Annotated in this window: 21 protein-coding genes; 15 read left to right on the top strand and 6 right to left on the bottom strand. The window is 71.6% G+C overall.

Translation table 11 applies throughout. The features are described from left to right. Nucleotides 1-28 precede the first annotated feature (28 nt). From ASG05_RS11170 to purB, 3 genes are read left to right on the top strand one after another with little or no spacing between them, the layout of a single operon-like run. Nucleotides 29-436 carry a phage holin family protein gene (locus ASG05_RS11170; protein WP_056260541.1) on the top strand — a complete coding sequence of 136 codons (408 nt, stop codon included), beginning with the start codon at nucleotides 29-31 and terminating at the stop codon, nucleotides 434-436. Between the two features lie 50 nt (nucleotides 437-486). Beyond that, nucleotides 487-939: a low molecular weight protein-tyrosine-phosphatase gene (locus ASG05_RS11175; RefSeq protein ID WP_200936836.1), complete on the top strand. Its 453-nt coding sequence runs from the start codon at nucleotides 487-489 to the stop codon at nucleotides 937-939. After that, nucleotides 936-2,318, top strand: coding sequence for an adenylosuccinate lyase (gene purB / locus ASG05_RS11180; RefSeq protein WP_056260543.1), 1,383 nt, complete (start codon nucleotides 936-938; stop codon nucleotides 2,316-2,318). The genes ASG05_RS11175 and purB overlap by 4 nt, the downstream gene beginning before the upstream one ends. A 60-nt stretch (nucleotides 2,319-2,378) precedes the next feature. Here the strand turns inward: purB and ASG05_RS11185 are convergent, their stop codons facing one another. Genes ASG05_RS11185 through ASG05_RS11195 form a run of 3 tightly spaced genes read right to left on the bottom strand, consistent with a single transcriptional unit; the run spans nucleotide 2,379 to nucleotide 4,037 of the window. Next, the gene (locus ASG05_RS11185; RefSeq protein ID WP_056260544.1) at nucleotides 2,379-2,624 is read right to left on the bottom strand and encodes a hypothetical protein; all 246 of its coding nucleotides are present in this window, start codon (nucleotides 2,622-2,624) and stop codon (nucleotides 2,379-2,381) included. Then, nucleotides 2,621-3,319 carry a DUF308 domain-containing protein gene (locus ASG05_RS11190; RefSeq protein ID WP_235491469.1) on the bottom strand — a complete coding sequence of 233 codons (699 nt, stop codon included), beginning with the start codon at nucleotides 3,317-3,319 and terminating at the stop codon, nucleotides 2,621-2,623. Before ASG05_RS11190 ends, ASG05_RS11185 begins: the two co-directional genes overlap by 4 nt. A gap of 34 nt (nucleotides 3,320-3,353) precedes the next feature. Then, nucleotides 3,354-4,037 (bottom strand): hypothetical protein, encoded by a 684-nt coding sequence (locus ASG05_RS11195; protein ID WP_056260547.1) that lies wholly within the window; start codon nucleotides 4,035-4,037, stop codon nucleotides 3,354-3,356. A gap of 157 nt (nucleotides 4,038-4,194) precedes the next feature. Here ASG05_RS11195 and ASG05_RS11200 point away from each other — a divergent pair, with 157 nt between their 5' ends. Further along, nucleotides 4,195-5,337, top strand: a complete 1,143-nt coding sequence (locus ASG05_RS11200) for an acyl-CoA desaturase (RefSeq protein WP_056260550.1) — start codon at nucleotides 4,195-4,197, stop codon at nucleotides 5,335-5,337. A gap of 40 nt (nucleotides 5,338-5,377) precedes the next feature. Here the strand turns inward: ASG05_RS11200 and ASG05_RS11205 are convergent, their stop codons facing one another. Both ASG05_RS11205 and idi read right to left on the bottom strand, forming a co-directional pair. Beyond that, complete coding sequence (locus ASG05_RS11205; RefSeq protein ID WP_157490191.1) at nucleotides 5,378-5,575, bottom strand: hypothetical protein; 198 nt, start codon at nucleotides 5,573-5,575, stop codon at nucleotides 5,378-5,380. Between the two features lie 131 nt (nucleotides 5,576-5,706). Next, nucleotides 5,707-6,222 carry an isopentenyl-diphosphate Delta-isomerase gene (idi, locus tag ASG05_RS11210; RefSeq protein ID WP_056260913.1) on the bottom strand — a complete coding sequence of 172 codons (516 nt, stop codon included), beginning with the start codon at nucleotides 6,220-6,222 and terminating at the stop codon, nucleotides 5,707-5,709. Between the two features lie 75 nt (nucleotides 6,223-6,297). Between idi and ASG05_RS11215 the strand changes: the two genes are divergently transcribed. The 6 genes from ASG05_RS11215 to ASG05_RS11240 are packed head-to-tail and all read left to right on the top strand — an operon-like array spanning nucleotide 6,298 to nucleotide 11,734. Continuing rightward, a complete protein-coding gene (locus ASG05_RS11215; protein ID WP_082486655.1) occupies nucleotides 6,298-7,368 on the top strand; it encodes a polyprenyl synthetase family protein in 1,071 nt (356 codons plus the stop codon). Further along, nucleotides 7,365-8,246 (top strand): phytoene/squalene synthase family protein, encoded by an 882-nt coding sequence (locus tag ASG05_RS11220; RefSeq protein ID WP_056260553.1) that lies wholly within the window; start codon nucleotides 7,365-7,367, stop codon nucleotides 8,244-8,246. The genes ASG05_RS11215 and ASG05_RS11220 overlap by 4 nt, the downstream gene beginning before the upstream one ends. Further along, entirely contained in the window at nucleotides 8,243-9,946 is a 1,704-nt protein-coding gene (crtI, locus tag ASG05_RS11225) for a phytoene desaturase family protein (RefSeq protein WP_082486656.1), read from the top strand. Before ASG05_RS11220 ends, crtI begins: the two co-directional genes overlap by 4 nt. Continuing rightward, entirely contained in the window at nucleotides 9,946-10,335 is a 390-nt protein-coding gene (locus tag ASG05_RS11230; RefSeq protein WP_056260556.1) for a lycopene cyclase domain-containing protein, read from the top strand. Before crtI ends, ASG05_RS11230 begins: the two co-directional genes overlap by 1 nt. After that, nucleotides 10,332-10,763 (top strand): hypothetical protein, encoded by a 432-nt coding sequence (locus ASG05_RS11235; RefSeq protein ID WP_082486657.1) that lies wholly within the window; start codon nucleotides 10,332-10,334, stop codon nucleotides 10,761-10,763. The genes ASG05_RS11230 and ASG05_RS11235 overlap by 4 nt, the downstream gene beginning before the upstream one ends. Next, the gene (locus ASG05_RS11240) at nucleotides 10,760-11,734 is read left to right on the top strand and encodes a prenyltransferase (RefSeq protein WP_056260558.1); all 975 of its coding nucleotides are present in this window, start codon (nucleotides 10,760-10,762) and stop codon (nucleotides 11,732-11,734) included. Before ASG05_RS11235 ends, ASG05_RS11240 begins: the two co-directional genes overlap by 4 nt. 63 nt (nucleotides 11,735-11,797) lie before the next feature. On the opposite strand, the gene ASG05_RS11245 is transcribed toward ASG05_RS11240, so the two are convergent. Then, nucleotides 11,798-12,340 carry a MarR family transcriptional regulator gene (locus tag ASG05_RS11245; RefSeq protein WP_235491470.1) on the bottom strand — a complete coding sequence of 181 codons (543 nt, stop codon included), beginning with the start codon at nucleotides 12,338-12,340 and terminating at the stop codon, nucleotides 11,798-11,800. A 172-nt stretch (nucleotides 12,341-12,512) separates the two neighbouring features. Between ASG05_RS11245 and ASG05_RS11250 the strand changes: the two genes are divergently transcribed. The 5 genes from ASG05_RS11250 to ASG05_RS16905 all read left to right on the top strand — a co-directional run. After that, nucleotides 12,513-13,901, top strand: coding sequence for a glycosyltransferase 87 family protein (locus ASG05_RS11250; protein ID WP_162240654.1), 1,389 nt, complete (start codon nucleotides 12,513-12,515; stop codon nucleotides 13,899-13,901). 87 nt (nucleotides 13,902-13,988) lie between these two features. Continuing rightward, nucleotides 13,989-14,399, top strand: a complete 411-nt coding sequence (locus ASG05_RS16395; RefSeq protein ID WP_157490193.1) for a YtxH domain-containing protein — start codon at nucleotides 13,989-13,991, stop codon at nucleotides 14,397-14,399. After that, nucleotides 14,392-14,820, top strand: coding sequence for a phage holin family protein (locus tag ASG05_RS11260; protein ID WP_056260563.1), 429 nt, complete (start codon nucleotides 14,392-14,394; stop codon nucleotides 14,818-14,820). The genes ASG05_RS16395 and ASG05_RS11260 overlap by 8 nt, the downstream gene beginning before the upstream one ends. Further along, nucleotides 14,801-15,193, top strand: a complete 393-nt coding sequence (locus tag ASG05_RS11265; RefSeq protein ID WP_056260566.1) for a DUF3618 domain-containing protein — start codon at nucleotides 14,801-14,803, stop codon at nucleotides 15,191-15,193. Before ASG05_RS11260 ends, ASG05_RS11265 begins: the two co-directional genes overlap by 20 nt. A 3-nt stretch (nucleotides 15,194-15,196) precedes the next feature. Continuing rightward, nucleotides 15,197-15,532: YihY/virulence factor BrkB family protein (locus ASG05_RS16905; RefSeq protein ID WP_235491471.1), on the top strand; the 336-nt coding region annotated here is incomplete at its 3' end.

Consider the following 15,532-nt stretch of genomic DNA (forward strand, 5'->3'; position numbering starts at 1 on the left):
GTGGACGAGAGGTCGGCATGATGGGGGCATGACCCGATTCGTCGTCAGGCTGCTCATCAACGCGGTGGCCCTGTGGCTCACCACGCTGCTCGTGTCGGGGGTGAGGGTGACGCCGTACGGCGACGGGGGGACCGTCGAGACGATCCTGACCTTCTTGCTGATCGCCTTCGTGTTCGGGGTCGTCAACGGCGTGGTCGGCACGGCGATCCGCGTGGTGGCGTTCCCCTTGTACATCCTGACGCTCGGACTGATCGCGCTCGTCGTCAACGGGCTGCTGCTGCTGATCGTGGCCTGGATCTCGGGCCTGTTCGGCTTCGGGCTGACGGTCGACGGCTTCTGGTGGGGCGTGCTCGGCGCCGTCGTGCTCGCCGTCTTCGCCTGGGCCATCGGCGTCGTCGTCCGCCCCGTCGTCGGGCGGGGTGACCGGGAGCGGTGAACCGGTTCCGCATCTGCTTCGTCTGCACGGGCAACATCTGTCGCTCGCCCATGGCCGAGACCGTGTTGCGGTCCCTCGCCGACGACGCCGGGCTCGGCGACCGCGTCGAGGTCACCAGTGCGGGCACGGGCGACTGGCACGTCGGCGAGGGGGCGGACCCGCGCACCGTCGAGGCCCTCGAGCGTCGCGGCTACGATGGTTCGCGGCACCGGGCGAAGCAGTTCGAGGCCGACGACTTCGCCCGCTACGACCTCGTGGTGGCGTTCGATCGCGGCCAAGAACGCATCCTCCGGGCCTGGGCAGGCGACGACGCCGACCGTTCGAAGGTGCAGCTGCTGCTCACCTTCGCCCCCGACGCGGCGCCGGCCGGTGGCGGTCTCGACGTCCCCGACCCGTACTACTCCGACGCAGGACTCTTCGACGAGGTGCTCGACATGGTCGAGCGCGCCTGCACGGCCCTCTTCCGCCAGATCGAACCCGCACTCCGCAAGGGACAGTCATGACGTTGCCTCCTCAGCCCCTCAGCCCGCTCGACGGCCGCTACCGCACGTCGGTCGGATCGCTCGGCGACCACCTCAGCGAGGCGGGGCTGAACCGGGCGCGGGTGCACGTCGAGGTCGAGTGGCTCATCGCCCAGACCGACCGGGGCGCCTTCGGCTCGACCCCGCTCGACGACGAGCAGAAGCGTGCGCTGCGGGCCGTCGTGACCGACTTCGGCCAGCCGGCGATCGACGAGCTCGCCGGCTTCGAGGCGACGACGCGCCACGACGTCAAGGCGGTCGAGTACTTCGTGCGGGCCCGCCTCGCCGAACTCGGGCTCGACGGCATCGCCGAGCTGACCCACTTCGCCTGCACGAGCGAGGACGTCAACAACCTCTCGTACGCGGTCACCGTCCGGGCGGCCCTCGTCGACGTCTGGCTGCCGGCCTTCGACGCCGTCCTGGCCGCCCTGACGACGTGGGCCACCGACGCCCGCGACGTCCCGATGCTCGCGCACACCCACGGCCAGCCGGCGACCCCGACCACCGTCGGCAAGGAGTTCGCCGTCTTCGCCCACCGCCTCCAGCGCCTCCGTGCCCAGATCGTCGGCACCGAGTTCCTCGGCAAGTTCAGCGGCGCGACCGGCACCTTCTCGGCGCACGTCGTCGCCGACCCCGCGCTCGACTGGCCCGAGACGGCCCGGTCGTTCGTCGAGGACGCGCTCGGCCTGACCTTCAACCCGCTGACGACCCAGATCGAGTCGCACGACTGGCAGGCCGAGCTCTACTCGCGCGTCTCGCACGCGAACCGCGTCCTGCACAACCTCGCCACCGACGTGTGGTCGTACATCTCGATGGGCTACTTCACCCAGATCCCGCAGGCCGGGGCGACCGGGTCGTCGACGATGCCCCACAAGATCAACCCGATCCGCTTCGAGAACGCCGAGGCCAACCTCGAGATCTCGTCGGCGCTGTTCGACTCGCTCGCCTCGACCCTCGTCACCAGCCGCCAGCAGCGCGACCTGACCGACTCGTCGGCCCAGCGCAACATCGGCGTCGCGTTCGGTCACTCGATGCTCGCCCTCGACAACCTGCGTCGCGGCCTCGGCGAGATCGCCGTGGGCACCGTGGCTCTCGAGGCCGACCTCGACGCCAACTGGGAGGTCCTCGCCGAGGCGATCCAGACCGTGGTGCGCGCCGAGGTCGTCGCCGGCCGGTCGGCGATCTCGGACCCGTACGCGATGCTCAAGGAGCTGACCCGCGGCAAGCGCGTCGGCCAGGCCGAGCTCGTCGCGTTCGTCGAGGGCCTCGACGTCTCGGACGACGCCAAGGCGCGCCTCGTGGCGCTGACCCCGGCGACCTACACGGGCATCGCCTCGCAGCTGGTCGACCGCCTGGCCTGACGCCGAGGAGGCGCGGGTCGGCCGGCGAGATCGGCCCGCTCAGGTGCCGGACCGCTCGCGTCAGTGACCGCGGGGCTTGTCGGCGTCGTCGATCTCGTGTCGCTCGTCGTCGTTCGGCTTCGCGGCGAGGGCGAGCATCGCGATCACGACGAGCGCGACGATGAAGCCGACGCAGGCGAAGATCAGCGCGAGTTGCAGGTCGCGGGTCGTCATCAGCACGACGAGGCCGACGAAGGCGGCGAAGACCGCCGACAGGCCGAGGAACTCGGCGGGACGGAAGCGATCGCGCCAGGTGGGGTGGGTCATGACGTGCGTGCCTTGTCGTCAGGGGTGTCGGCAGCGGACGGGTGCCCGGTCTGCCATTTGAGCGAGAGTCCGGCGATCACGAGGAACACGCCGACGAGGGCGCCGTACGCGCCCAGGATGCCGACGAGCACGGTCGAGGACGTCAGTTCGCCCTCGATCTGCTCGATGCCGCCGAGCTGCTGGCTGTAGTCGGGCGGGACCACCAGGAAGACTACGGCGAGGGCGAGCGTCAGCACGCCCACGGTCGTCCAGTCGCGAGCCAACGGCGAGCGGCGGCGTCGACGCAGGCCGGTGAGCAGTTCGAGGACGCCGGTCAGGACGGCCCAGGCCGTGACGAAGGCGACGAGCACGGGCAGCTGCCCGTGCGAGAAGACGAGGCAGAGGGCGCCGATGACGGCGCCGACGACGCCCTGCAGGACGGCGATCGTGCGGCTGGAACGGTCGGCGAGGCGCAGGGCCGACCCCACGGCGAGGACGACCCCGCCGACGACGGCCGCCGAACCGAACGCGACGAGGCCCACCTGGGGCGAGTGGTCGGGGTTGAACGTGATCGCCGCGGCGGCCGCGAGGGCGGGCACGGCGCGCAGCACGGGGACGGGCCAGTACGCCGACGATGACGCGTCGACGCCTCGGATCGAGGGGTCGGTCGACGCCACGGGGGCGTTCGCGCCGGAGTCGTGGTGCGCAGGCGACACGAGACCTCTTTCACGGGTGGGGGACCCGCAGAGTTTACCGCGCGCTCCTGAACGCCAGGCGGCGGGCGGTGCCGAAGGTCAACGGCCACCCACGGCCCGAGAGCGTCGTGAGCTGGCGGGCCATGCCGTAGGGCGAGACGCGGAGCACGCCCTCGGACTCGAGCGCCAGCCCGGTCAGCACGCCGTCCATCACGCGCCGGGTGAAGGCGAGCCCCTCGGCCGTGTCGAGCTCGGCCGCGATCAGCACGCCCGTCGGCAGCCTGCTCACCCGCGTGTAGGCCGTCGACGCGTCGGCCCAGGTGGACCGCCAGTCGTGGCCCACCTCTTTCACGCACTCGACGAGTCGGACCGTCGCGACGTCGGGATCCGGGTCGTCGACGGTCAGCAGGCGGTAGTACGTGCGACGCACCCCCTCGGTGCTCATGAACAGCAGGTCGACGTAGCCGGCGACGACGGAGGCCGGCCGGGGCCCGGTGCCCACCACCGTGCCGCCCGTGACCCACGACCCGTGGCCGTCCTTGGCGTCGGGCCAGATCTCGACCACCAGCTCGAGCCCCGTGATCTCGATCGACCGGGGCGGGGCGTCCGACGCGGCGGCCTCGATCGCGCTCTCGCGCAGGCCGAAGCCCTGCCGGGCGTTGCGCTCGCCCGTGCGGTAGGGCACCTGCTCGAGGTCGTGCACGACCCCGCTCAGGCGTTCGACGAAGCTGGCTGTCACCCTCGTAGGTTACGTGTGACATGTCGGTCCGGCAAACTCAGCCGGGCGAGGCGATCTCCCGACCTCTTCCCAGCCCGCGCCGTTAACGTCGCAGCATCTGTGGGCCGCCTCCGGTCCCTCCACCCGGCTGAGAAGTCGACCAGCCGCGGGAGCCCCGATGACCGCCACCGTCCCCACGACCCCTCGAACCTCACGTCCCCTGATCGTCCACGCCCCCGCGGGTGCCGCGCCGGCCGGGTTCCGTCCCACCGTCGCCGGCCAGGTCGGCAAGCCGACGAGCACCTACTCGAGCCTGCTCAAGTCCGTGCGCGAGGCCGGGCTGCTCAAGCGCCGGACCGGCTTCTACGTCACCGTCTTCGTCGTCCTCGTGGCCTGCCTCGGCGGCGCGGCCACCGGGTTCGTCCTGTTGGGCTCGAGCTGGTTCCAGCTGCTGATCGCCGGTGCGCTCGGCATCATCCTCACGCAGTTCGCGTTCCTCACCCACGAGGCCTCGCACCGCCAGGTGTTCGAGTCGGGCACGCGCAACGACAAGGTCGGCCGCGTGCTGGCGGCGGGCGTCGTCGGCATCAGCTACGCGTGGTGGATGACCAAGCACAGCCGTCACCACGCCAACCCGAACACCAAGGGCAAAGACCCCGACATCGCGTTCGACACGATCTCGTTCCTCGAAGAGGACGCGGCGAAGGCCCGCGGCGTGCTCGGCTTCATCACCCGCCGTCAGGGGTACTTCTTCTTCCCCCTGCTGCTCGGCGAGGGCGTCAACCTCCACGTCACGTCGTTCCGCACGCTGCTCGGTCGCGAGAAGGTCGAGGGCCGCGCGCTCGAGATCACGCTGATCGCCGTGCGTCTCGTCGCCTACTTCGGCGTCGTGTTCTGGTTCCTGCCGGTGGGCATGGCCTTCGCGTTCATCGGGGTGCAGATGGCCGTCTTCGGGCTCTACATGGGGTCGTCGTTCGCGCCCAACCACAAGGGCATGCCGATCATCCCCGAGGGGGCCAAGGTCGACTTCCTCAGCAAGCAGGTGCTCACCTCGCGCAACATCGTCGGGCGTCACTCGACGGCCTTCATGGGCGGGCTCAACTACCAGATCGAGCACCACCTCTTCCCGAGCATGGCGCGCCCGAACCTGCGGGCGGCCAGCGCCCTCGTCAAGGCGCACTGCGCCGAGCACGGCATCCCCTACACCGAGGCCACGATCGGCAAGTCGTACGCGATCGTCATCCGCTACCTCAACCGCGTCGGCCTCTCGGCTCGCGACCCGTTCGACTGCCCCGCGGCATACGCGCTGCGCCCGCGCTAGGCGACGCGCGGCGGGACGAGCGCAGGAGGCGCGGGCCGGGTCAGGCGGACCGGCTCGCGCCTTCGTCGTCCTCGAAGAAGTCCTCGTAGCGGACGGGACGCACGCCGACGGACGTGGCCCGCGCCTCCTGGTCCGCCGCCCGGCGGTCGTCGCCGCCGGCAGGTCGGGACTGCTGCTTCGGGTAGGGATGGATGGCGAGGGGCGACGTCGTCTCGTCGCTCTCGTAATGGGACTCCACGATCGCCTCCCGCAGTCGTCGGCCGGACGTCGCGCCCGGTGCCTCGACCGACACGATACGAGCGGTCGGGGGCGCACGCGAGGGGCTTGTCAGCCCTTCCGACGAGGGCTAGGTTCGAGGGTCGGTCACCCTCAGGCGGGCCAGGCGGCCAGCTGCCAGCCCAACCAGGGCGAGAACGCGAAGGGGGCTGCCGCGACGGCGTCGCGCAGCTCGTCGGGCTCGACCCAGGCCCACTCGGCGACCTCGTCGGGCGACGGGTCGGGCAGGCCCACGGCACGGGCCGTGAAGACGGGGCAGATCTCGTTCTCGACGACTCCGGACGCGTCGGTCGCGAGGTAGCGGAACTCCGGCAGGATCACCTCGACGTCGCGGACCTCCATGCCGAGCTCTTGGTGGGCTCGGCGCATCAGGGCCTCGGCCGGCGTCTCGCCGGGGGCGGGGTGGCCGCAGAACGAGTTGGTCCAGACGCCGGGCCAGGTCTTCTTCGAGAGGGCGCGACGGGTGACGAGGACGCGGCCGAGGTCGTCGGTGACGTGGCAGCTGAAGGCCAGGTGCAGCGGCGTCGTCGCCGTGTGCACGGTCGCCTTGGCGGTCGTTCCGACGGGCGTGCCGTCGTCGGCCAGCAGCACGACGAGCTCGTCGTGCATGCCGCCGTCGCCCCCGGAGGTCGGCTGGGGACGGGTCGTCGGGGTCTCTCGGGTCATGAGAGGTAGTCTGCCCTGGTGGACGGTGATCACCTGCACGCAGGCACGCGGGCGAGACACGATCGTGTCGACGCCGTCCTCGACGACTTCTTCGCGCTGGCCAAGCGCCGCGCCGAGTCGGTGGGGTGGCGGTACGTCGACCTCTGGTCGGTGCTCGAGCGCAACAGCGCCGGGGGCAAGCGGTTCCGGCCCCGCATGGTCTTCACGGCGTACGACGCCCTCGGGGGTGACGACGACGAGGCCGTCGCCCGGGTCGGTGCGGCCTTCGAACTGCTGCACACCGCCCTGATCGTCCACGACGACGTCATCGACCGCGACTTCTCGCGACGCGGCATCCCGAACGTCTCGGGCAGCTACCGCGACACCGCCACGACGGCCGGCATCCCGACGCCCGCGGCCGAGCACCGGGGCATGTCGGCCGCCGTCATCGCCGGCGACCTGGCGCTCACGGGCGCCAGTCGCGTGCTGCTCGGCATCGGGTGCGCCGACCACGTCCGCACCCGGCTGCTCGACCTGCTCGACGAGGCGATCTTCGTCAGCGCCGGTGGTGAGCTGGTCGACGTCGAGTTCTCGCTGTCCGCCGACCTGCCCACGGTCGACGAGATCCTCGACATGGAGCGCGCCAAGACCGCCGTCTACTCGTTCGAGGCGCCCCTGCAGGCCGGCGCGGTGCTGGCCGGTGCCGGCGAGGCGGTCGTCACGGCCGTCGGCGACTTCGGTCGCGAGGTCGGGGTCGCCTACCAGGTCGTCGACGACCTGCTCGGGGTCTTCGGCACCGAAGAGGCCACCGGCAAGACCACGCGGGGCGACCTGCGCGAGGGCAAGCGCACCGTGCTCGTCGCCCACGCCGCCACCACCGACGAGTGGTTCTCGATCCAGCCCTTCATCGGCAAGGCCGACCTCAGCGAGGCCGAGGCCGAGCACGTGCGGGGTCGGCTCGAGGTCAGCGGCGCCCGGGCCTTCGCCGAGGGCCTCGTCGAGCAGCACGCCCGCCGGGCGTTGGACGTGCTCGAGCGACCCGAGGTGTCCGAGGCGCTGCGCGACGCGCTGACGCCGGTCGTGCAGGACGTCCTCGAGAGGGTGCGATGACCGGCCTGTCGCTCTACGACTCCGTCGCCGACGCGACCGCGGGCGGCGTCATCCGCCGCTACTCCACCTCGTTCGGGCTGGCCTCGCGCCTGCTGGGCGGCGACGTGCGTCAGCACGTCGAGAACGTCTACGCGCTCGTGCGCGTGGCCGACGAGATCGTCGACGGGCCCGCGACCGAGGCGGGTCTCGGCGTCGAGGCCGCCGGGCGGCTGCTCGACGGGTTCGAGGCCGAGACCGAGCGGGCCCTGGTCGAGGGCTTCAGCCCGAACCTCGTCGTCCACGCCTTCGCCCGCACCGCCCGGGCGACCGGGTTCGGAGCCGAGCTGACCGCCCCGTTCTTCGCCTCGATGCGGGCCGACCTCAGTGCCCGCGAGCACGACCAGGCCTCGTTCGACGCCTACGTGTACGGCTCGGCCGAGGTCGTCGGCCTGATGTGCCTCAAGGCGTTCCTGCACGGCCACGCGTTCCCCCCGAGCACCGTGGCCGAGCTCGAGGAGGGCGCCCGCCGGCTGGGTGCGGCGTTCCAGAAGGTGAACTTCCTCCGCGACCTCGCGGCCGACTTCGAGCAGCTCGGCCGCAGTTACTTCCCCGGGGTCGACGTGACCTCGTTCGACGAGCAGACCAAGACGAGACTGGTGCGAGACATCGACGACGACCTCCGCGTGAGCGGCGAGATCATCCCCGTGCTGCCGACGAGTTCGCGTCGCGCGGTGGCCCTGGCCCACGGCCTGTTCGCCGAGCTGAACCGGCGCCTCGAGGCGACCCCCGCCTCCTCGCTGGTCCGGGCGCGCGTGCGCGTGCCGAACCCCGTCAAGGTGCGCATCGCGGCCGGTGCCGCCGCCGGTCGCGTGACGCGCCTGCCCGAGGCCCGCTCATGAGCCGCGAGTCGGTCGACCGCGGCGCGACGGGTGCCGCCACGGGAGCGCCCGACGTCTCGCACGGCCTCAGCGTCACGCGGCACGGCCGTCGCGTCGTCGTGGTCGGCGGCGGCATCAGCGGTCTCGCGTCCGCCGCCCTGCTGGCCCGAGAGGGCCACGAGGTCACCCTGCTCGAGAAGAACGACGAGGTCGGCGGCCGCGCCGGGTCGTGGTCGCACGAGGGCTTCCGCTTCGACCTCGGGCCGAGCTGGTACCTGATGCCCGAGGTGTTCGACCACTTCTTCCGCCTCATGGGCACCTCGGCCGCCGAGCGGCTCGACCTCGTCGAACTCGACCCGGGCTACCGCGTGCTGTTCGAGCCGACGCCGGGCGACCCCGCGGCCAGCGCACCGATCGACGTGCCGCGCGGCCTCGAGCAGAACGTCGAGCTCTTCGACCGCGTCGAGCCCGGCAGCGGCGAGCGCATGCGTCGGTACCTGCGCTCGGCCCGCGACACCTACGAGATCGCCAAGCGGAGATTCCTCTACACGAGCTTCGGCAGCCTCTCGCCCCTGCTGCGCGGCGACGTGCTCGTCCGGATGCCCAAGCTCGCGCGCCTGCTGCTGACGAACCTCGACTCGTTCGCCTCGCGGACGGTGACCGACCCGCGCCTCCGGCAGATCCTCGGCTACCCCGCGGTGTTCCTCGGCTCGTCGCCGTTCGACACCCCGAGCATGTACCACCTGATGAGCACCCTCGACCTCGACGACGGCGTGCTGTACCCCCGGGGCGGCCTGATCTCGGTGATCGAGGCCATCCGCGACGTGGCCGTCGAGGCGGGCGTCACGATCGTCACCGGTGCCACGGTGACCGCCGTCGTCACGCAGCCGCTCGGCGCCGAGGGCGCGGCACTGCCCCGCGGGTCGAAGGCCACGGCCGAGGCGACCGGGGTCGACTGGACCGACGCCGAGGGGGCGACCCACCGGGCCGACGCCGACCTCGTCGTGAGCGCCGCCGACCTGCACCACACCGAGACGACGCTGCTGCCGCGTGAGCTGCGCACCTACGACGAGAAGTACTGGTCGACGAAGAACCCCGGGCCGAGCGCCCTGCTCATGTACCTGGGCGTCGAGGGCGAGATCCCCGAGCTCGAGCACCACACGCTGCTCTTCGCCCGCGACTGGCACGAGAACTTCGAGCGCATCTTCGGCGCCGAGAAGCGCATCCCCGACCCGCCGTCGCTCTACGTCTGCAAGCCCAGCACGGTCGACCCGTCGACGGCCCCGGCCGGTCACACGAACCTCTTCGTGCTCGTGCCGCTGCCTGCCGACCCGTCCCTGGGCTCGGGCGACGTCGACGGTGACGGCGACCCGATGATCGAGCGTCTCGCCGACGGCGTCATCGCCCAGATCGCCGAGTGGGCGCACGTGCCCGACCTCGCCGACCGCATCGTCGTGCGACGCACCCGGGGCCCGCGCGACTTCGTCGACGACGTCAACGCCTGGAGCGGCAGCATGCTCGGGCCGGCCCACACCCTCGCCCAGAGCGCGCTGTTCCGCACGGGCAACGTCTCGAGGCGCGTCGACTCGCTGTTCTACGCCGGCGGCTCGGTGCGCCCGGGCATCGGCCTGCCCATGTGCCTGATCAGCGCCGAGGTGCTGCTCAAGAACCTCCGAGGCGACACGAGCACCGAACCGCTCCCCGAGCCCGCCGCCGGCTGATGGGCTTCGTCTACCTCGCGGCGCTGCTCGTCTCGCTGTTCGGCATGGTGATGCTCGACCGCAGGTTCCACTTGTTCTTCTGGCGCGACGTGCCCCGGGCGGCGGTGACGCTGCTGGTCGGCGTCGTGTTCTTCCTCATCTGGGACGTCGTCGGCATCGACCTCGGCATCTTCTTCCGCGGCGAGACCTCGTTCATGACCGGTGTGCTGGTGGCGACCGAGCTGCCGCTCGAAGAGGTGTTCTTCCTCACGCTGCTCTGCTACCTGACGATGAACCTGCTGGCCGCGGCCCGGATGCTCGCGGTGGCCGTGCTCGACCGCCGTGCGGCGTCACCGGCGGTCGCCGGCGGTCCGCCCGCGGCACGCTCGACGGACGGGGCGGCATCGTGACCTACTGGGCCGTGAACGCGGTGTTCCTCGCGATCGTCGCCGTGGTCGGGGTGCTGGCGCTGGTGACCGCGGCGGTCCGTGGCCGGGCCGCGCGCGCCTCCTCGTCGTCCGCGGCGACGACGCGTCGGCGTCGCGAGGTCGTGCTGGGCGCGGGCATCGCGACCGGGGTGCTGCTCGTCATGACCGCGGTGTTCGACAACGTCATGATCGGCATCGGGCTGGTCGGCTACGACGCCGCCCGCATCAGCGGCGTCTTCGTGGGCATCGCCCCGCTCGAGGACTTCGCCTACGCGGTCGCCGCCCTCGTGCTGCTGCCGTCGGTGTGGGTGCTGCTCGGCGGGCCGAAGACACCTCGCGCGCCCGAGGCGCCCCGCGCGCCGGCGGCGTCGACGCCGACGAAGCAGACGGCGAAGGAGGCGCGCTCGTGAACACGCTCAAGGCCCTGTTCGTCTCGTCCCGGCCCCTGAGCTGGATCAACACGGCGTTCCCGTTCGCGGCGGCGTACGTGTTGACCTCGTTGCTCGCGCCCACGACGACCGACGGTCTCGCCCAGTTCCAAGACCCCGCTCAGGTGACCCCGACGGGCTCGGTCGCCGTCATCCTGAGCGGCGATGCCGGCCTCGGCCCGGTGGACTGGCTCGTGCTGGTCGTCGGTGCCCTCTACTTCTTGGTCCCCTACAACCTCGCGATGTACGGCATCAACGACGTGTTCGACTACGAGAGCGACCTGCACAACCCGCGCAAGGGCGGCGTCGAGGGCGCGTTGCTAGACCGCAGCCTGCACCGCACGACGTTGCGCGCCGCCGTGATCACGAACGTGCCGTTCCTGGTGTTCCTGGTGGCGGTCGGCAGTCCGCTGAGCTGGCTGGTGCTGGCCGTCAGCGTCTTCGCCGTGATCGCCTACTCGGCACCCGGCCTGCGCTTCAAGGAGCGTCCCTTCGTCGACTCGATCACGTCGAGCACGCACTTCGTCAGCCCCGCCGTCTACGGTCTCGTGCTCGCGGGGGCGTCGTTCACGCCCGAGCTGTGGGCCCTGCTCGGCGCGTTCTTCCTGTGGGGCGTCGCGAGCCACGCGTTCGGCGCCGTGCAGGACGTCCTGGCCGACCGAGAAGGCGGCATCTCGTCGATCGCGACCGAGATCGGCGCACGGGCGACCGTCCGCCTGTCGGTCGTCGCCTACCTGCTGGCCGGCGTGCTGCTGACCTTCACCGAGTGGCCCGGCCCGTTGGCGGCCCTCTTGACCCTGCCCTACGCGATCAGCTGCGCGCCCTGGTGGAACGTCACCGACGACCGGGCCGAAGAGGTCAACCGGGGGTGGCGACGCTTCTTGGCGCTGAACTTCGTCAGCGGGTTCGTCGTGACGATGCTCATGATCTGGTGGGTGTTCCTGCGCGCCTGACGCCGCGCCTCCCGGGCTCGCCGGCACCGCACGCCGCACCGGCGCCGGACGCGGCACCGGGCGTCAGGGCCGCCAGCCGAGGTTGAGCGCCGCCGTGCGGAGGAACCTCACGGTGGTCGCGTAGGCGCCCGGTTCGGCACCCTGCACGGCCTCGTCGCGGATGCCCTCGACGACGTCGACCAGCTTGCGGTGGGCGAGGCCGCCCCGCTCGGTCAGGGCGTAGCGCCCGTCTCCGATGCCGTCGGTGGCGAGGCTCACCCATCCGCTCTCGACGAGCTCGGACAGGTGGTCGGCGCTCGACTCGCCCGACGCCGGCTCGAGGAAGGGGGCGACGGCCGTGTCGAGGGTGGCCCGCGTCGCCGGCCCGCGCTCGAGCAGGTTGAGCAACTGCCATTGTCGACGGGTGACGCCGTGCTCGTCGAGCACCTCGTCGAACCGTCGGTCGACGAGCCCGTCGACGAGCTTCAGCCAGAAGCCGATCGGCCGGCCCCGGTCGAGAGCCAGATCGTCGTCGACGCTGCCGAGGTCGGTGGCGCGGAGGTCGACGCCGCCCTGGTCGCCGGGCGCCTCGCGGGCAGCCTGCGCCCCGCTTCGCTCGTCTGCCACGAACGGCACACCCGTGTCATCGGTCGGCGGGGTGACCTCGCCCCCGTCTGCGGAACGTCGTCGGTCCATGGTCGGCACCGTACACCGCCCCGGCCTCCGCCTCGAGAGGGATCTTCCGTCGGATTCACCTGCCGTCAAGACAAAAGAAAGGCCGCGGCCCTACATTCGTGGCGTGACCACCTCGAGCGCCGTCGCGCCTGCGCCCCTCCCGACGCGGCTGCGCCGAACCTGGGCGCGGGTGCAGGCCCACCCGCGTGGCCTGCTCTACGGCTTCGCCTCGGTGCACGCGGCGGTCTTCCTCGCCCTGACCCCCCTGATGATCGGCGGGGGCGTGAGCGGAGACCTGCCCCTGTACCGGCTCTGGGCGACCGAGGCGCTGCACGAGGGCGTCTGGCCCGTGCTCGACTTCTCGTGGGTCTACCCGGCCGGCGCCATCGTGCCCGTGGTGCTGCCGAACGTCTTCGGCGAGCAGCACTACCAGTTCGTCTGGCTCACGCTGCTGACCGCCCTCGACGCCGTCGCGCTGTGGCTGTTGACCGACCGCGGCCGTCGTGCGGTCGACAACCGGGCGGCGTGGTGGTGGCTGCTCGTGACGCTCGTGCTCAGCCCCGTCGCGTTCTTGCGGCTCGAGGGCTTCAGCGCTCCCCTGGTCGTCGCCGCCCTCATGCTGTTGTCGACGCGTCCGCGCGTGGCCGGGCTGCTGTTGGCCACCGCGACCTGGATCAAGGTCTGGCCGGCGGCGGTGATCGCCGCGGTCGTCGTCGGGTCGCGGCACCGGGCCGTCGTCCTGCGGGCCGGCGTGCTCGTGACGATGGTCGTGGTCTCGTGCGTGCTGCTCGGTCGCGGCGTCGACGACATCACGAGCTTCGTCTCGATGCAGTCGGGCAGGGCCCTGCAGCTCGAGTCGACCCTCGCGACGCCCTGGCTCTGGATGGCCATGCTGCGCGTGCCCGGCGCCTCGATCTACCAGAACGTGGCGCTCGCCACGCGCGAGGTCATGGGCCCCGGCGACACCTGGATGATCAACGACAGCACCCAGGTCATGCTCGCCGTGCTCGTGCTGCTGGCCGGCGTGCTTGCGGTGGCCACCTTCGGCCTCCCACGGTGGGGCGACACGAGGAGGCGCGGGTCGGCTCGGTCGACCGCCACCGTCGGCCTCGCCCCGGCCCCCGCTCGCGGCGACGAGTTCGGCACGGTGCTGCTCGGCGCCCTGACCCTCACCCTCGCGTTCGTCGTCTTCAACAAAGTGGGCTCGCCGCAGTACCTGCTCTGGATCGTCCCGATCGTCGCCGTCGGGTACGCGTCCCGGCCCGAGGCGTTCCGCACGCCGGCCGTGCTGACGGCCTGGGCCGCGGGGCTCACGACCCTGGTCTTCCCGATCCTCTACCGGCCCCTGATCGAGCTGAACCCCGTGGCCGTGATCGTCCTCGGCGCCCGCAACGCCCTGCTCGTGGCGCTGTTCTGCTGGTGCACGGTGCGCCTGGTGCGGCTGGCGGTGGCGACGGTGCGCGAGGGCGCGGTCGAGGTGCGCGTCCCCGTCGTGGCGACCCGCGCCTCCTGACCCCGCGGGGTGGCCCAATCTGGGCCGCGCGGGCCCGGTCGTGCCACCGTGGGAGGCCTACCTGCCACCACGAACCAAGGAGCACTCATGAAAGGCAAGATCCTCTTCGTCGCAGGAGCGGCCGTCGGGTACGTCCTCGGAGCCCGCGCGGGCCGCGGCGCCTACGTCAAGATCAAAGGCCAGGCCGAGAGCCTGTGGGAGAACCCGACCGTGCAGAAGGGCGTGCACCAGGCCGAGGGCTTCGTGAAGGAGAACGCTCCCGTCGTCGCCAAGAAGGCCCAGGACGTCGCGAACGACGCCGCCCACGCGGTCGGCAGCAAGGCGAAGTCCGTCTCGGGCAAGGGCTCGGACGCCACCGACAAGGCCGCCGCCAAGGCGACCGACGCGGCCCGCAAGGCCGCCGACAAGGTGAACGAGAAGGCCGAAGACGTCAAGAAGCAGACCGCCGGCACCAGCCCCGACGACGACAAGCTGCCGGGGGTGACGGTCGGTGAGTGACCTGAAGGCACCCGAACAGAGCACCAAACGTTCGCTCGGCTCGCTGATCGGCAGCCTGCCCGAGCTCATCTCGCGCCTGATCCGGGGCGAGATCGCGCTCGCCAAGACCGAGCTCGCCACCAAGGCCAAAGAGGCCGGGGTGGGTGCCGGGCTGTTGGTCGGTGCCGCCCTGTTCGGCTTCTTCCTGCTCGCCGTGCTCATCACGGCCGGCGTGCTCGGCCTGTCGACGGTCGTCGCGCCGTGGCTCGCGGCGCTCATCGTCGCGGCGGTGCTGCTCGTGATCACCGCGGTGCTGGCCCTGCTTGGCGTCAAGGCGCTGAAGAAGGGCGTGCCGCCGACCCCCGAGAAGGCGGTCGCCAGCGTGAAGGCCGACGTCAGCGCGTTGAAGGGGCAGGGCAGCTATGACTCCGAGAAGCACTGACGGCGATCGGTCGTCGAAGGCGGACAAGCCGGACCCCCGCGACGAACTGGCTCGTGCCCGGGCCGAGGAGGCGCGAGGCGACTCCACCGACGACGTCTCGCCCGACAAGGACCCCGAGAACGCCACCGGGCCCCGCCCGGGCGCGAGCATCCCCGAGATCGAACTCGACCTCGCCCGGACCCGTGAGGAGTTCGCCGCGACGCTCGACGCCATCGAGGACAAGCTGAGCGTCCCCGCTCACGCGCGACGGGTGAAGGCGAGCGTCAAGCGTCGCCTCGACACCGACCCGAAGCCCGTCATCGCGGCGGCTGCGGCCGGAACCGTCGGGGTCGTCGCCCTCGTGGCCGGCATCGTCAAGTCGGTCAGGCGCTGAGTCGTGGCCCAGAAGAGCACCGAGCGCGAGCAGCAGGCGCCCGACGAGGACGACTCGCGCAAGCCGCAAGAGCTGACCGACGTGTCGAAGCCCTCGTGGGGCTACGTGCTCGGCAAGACGCTGCGCGAGTTCACCCGTGACCAGTGCACCGACCTCGCCGCCGCGCTGACCTACTACGCGGTGCTCGCGATCTTCCCCGCGCTGCTGGCGATCGTGTCGTTGCTCGGCGTCGTCGGGCAGGGCAGGTCGACGGCCACGATGGTGCTCGACCTCGTCTCCCAGTTCGGCTCGGAGGACGTGGCGGCGCTGCTCCGCGACCCGATCATGCAGTTGACGGCC

Source organism: Frigoribacterium sp. Leaf186 (assembly GCF_001423905.1).
In the GTDB taxonomy this organism is placed as follows: domain Bacteria; phylum Actinomycetota; class Actinomycetes; order Actinomycetales; family Microbacteriaceae; genus Frigoribacterium.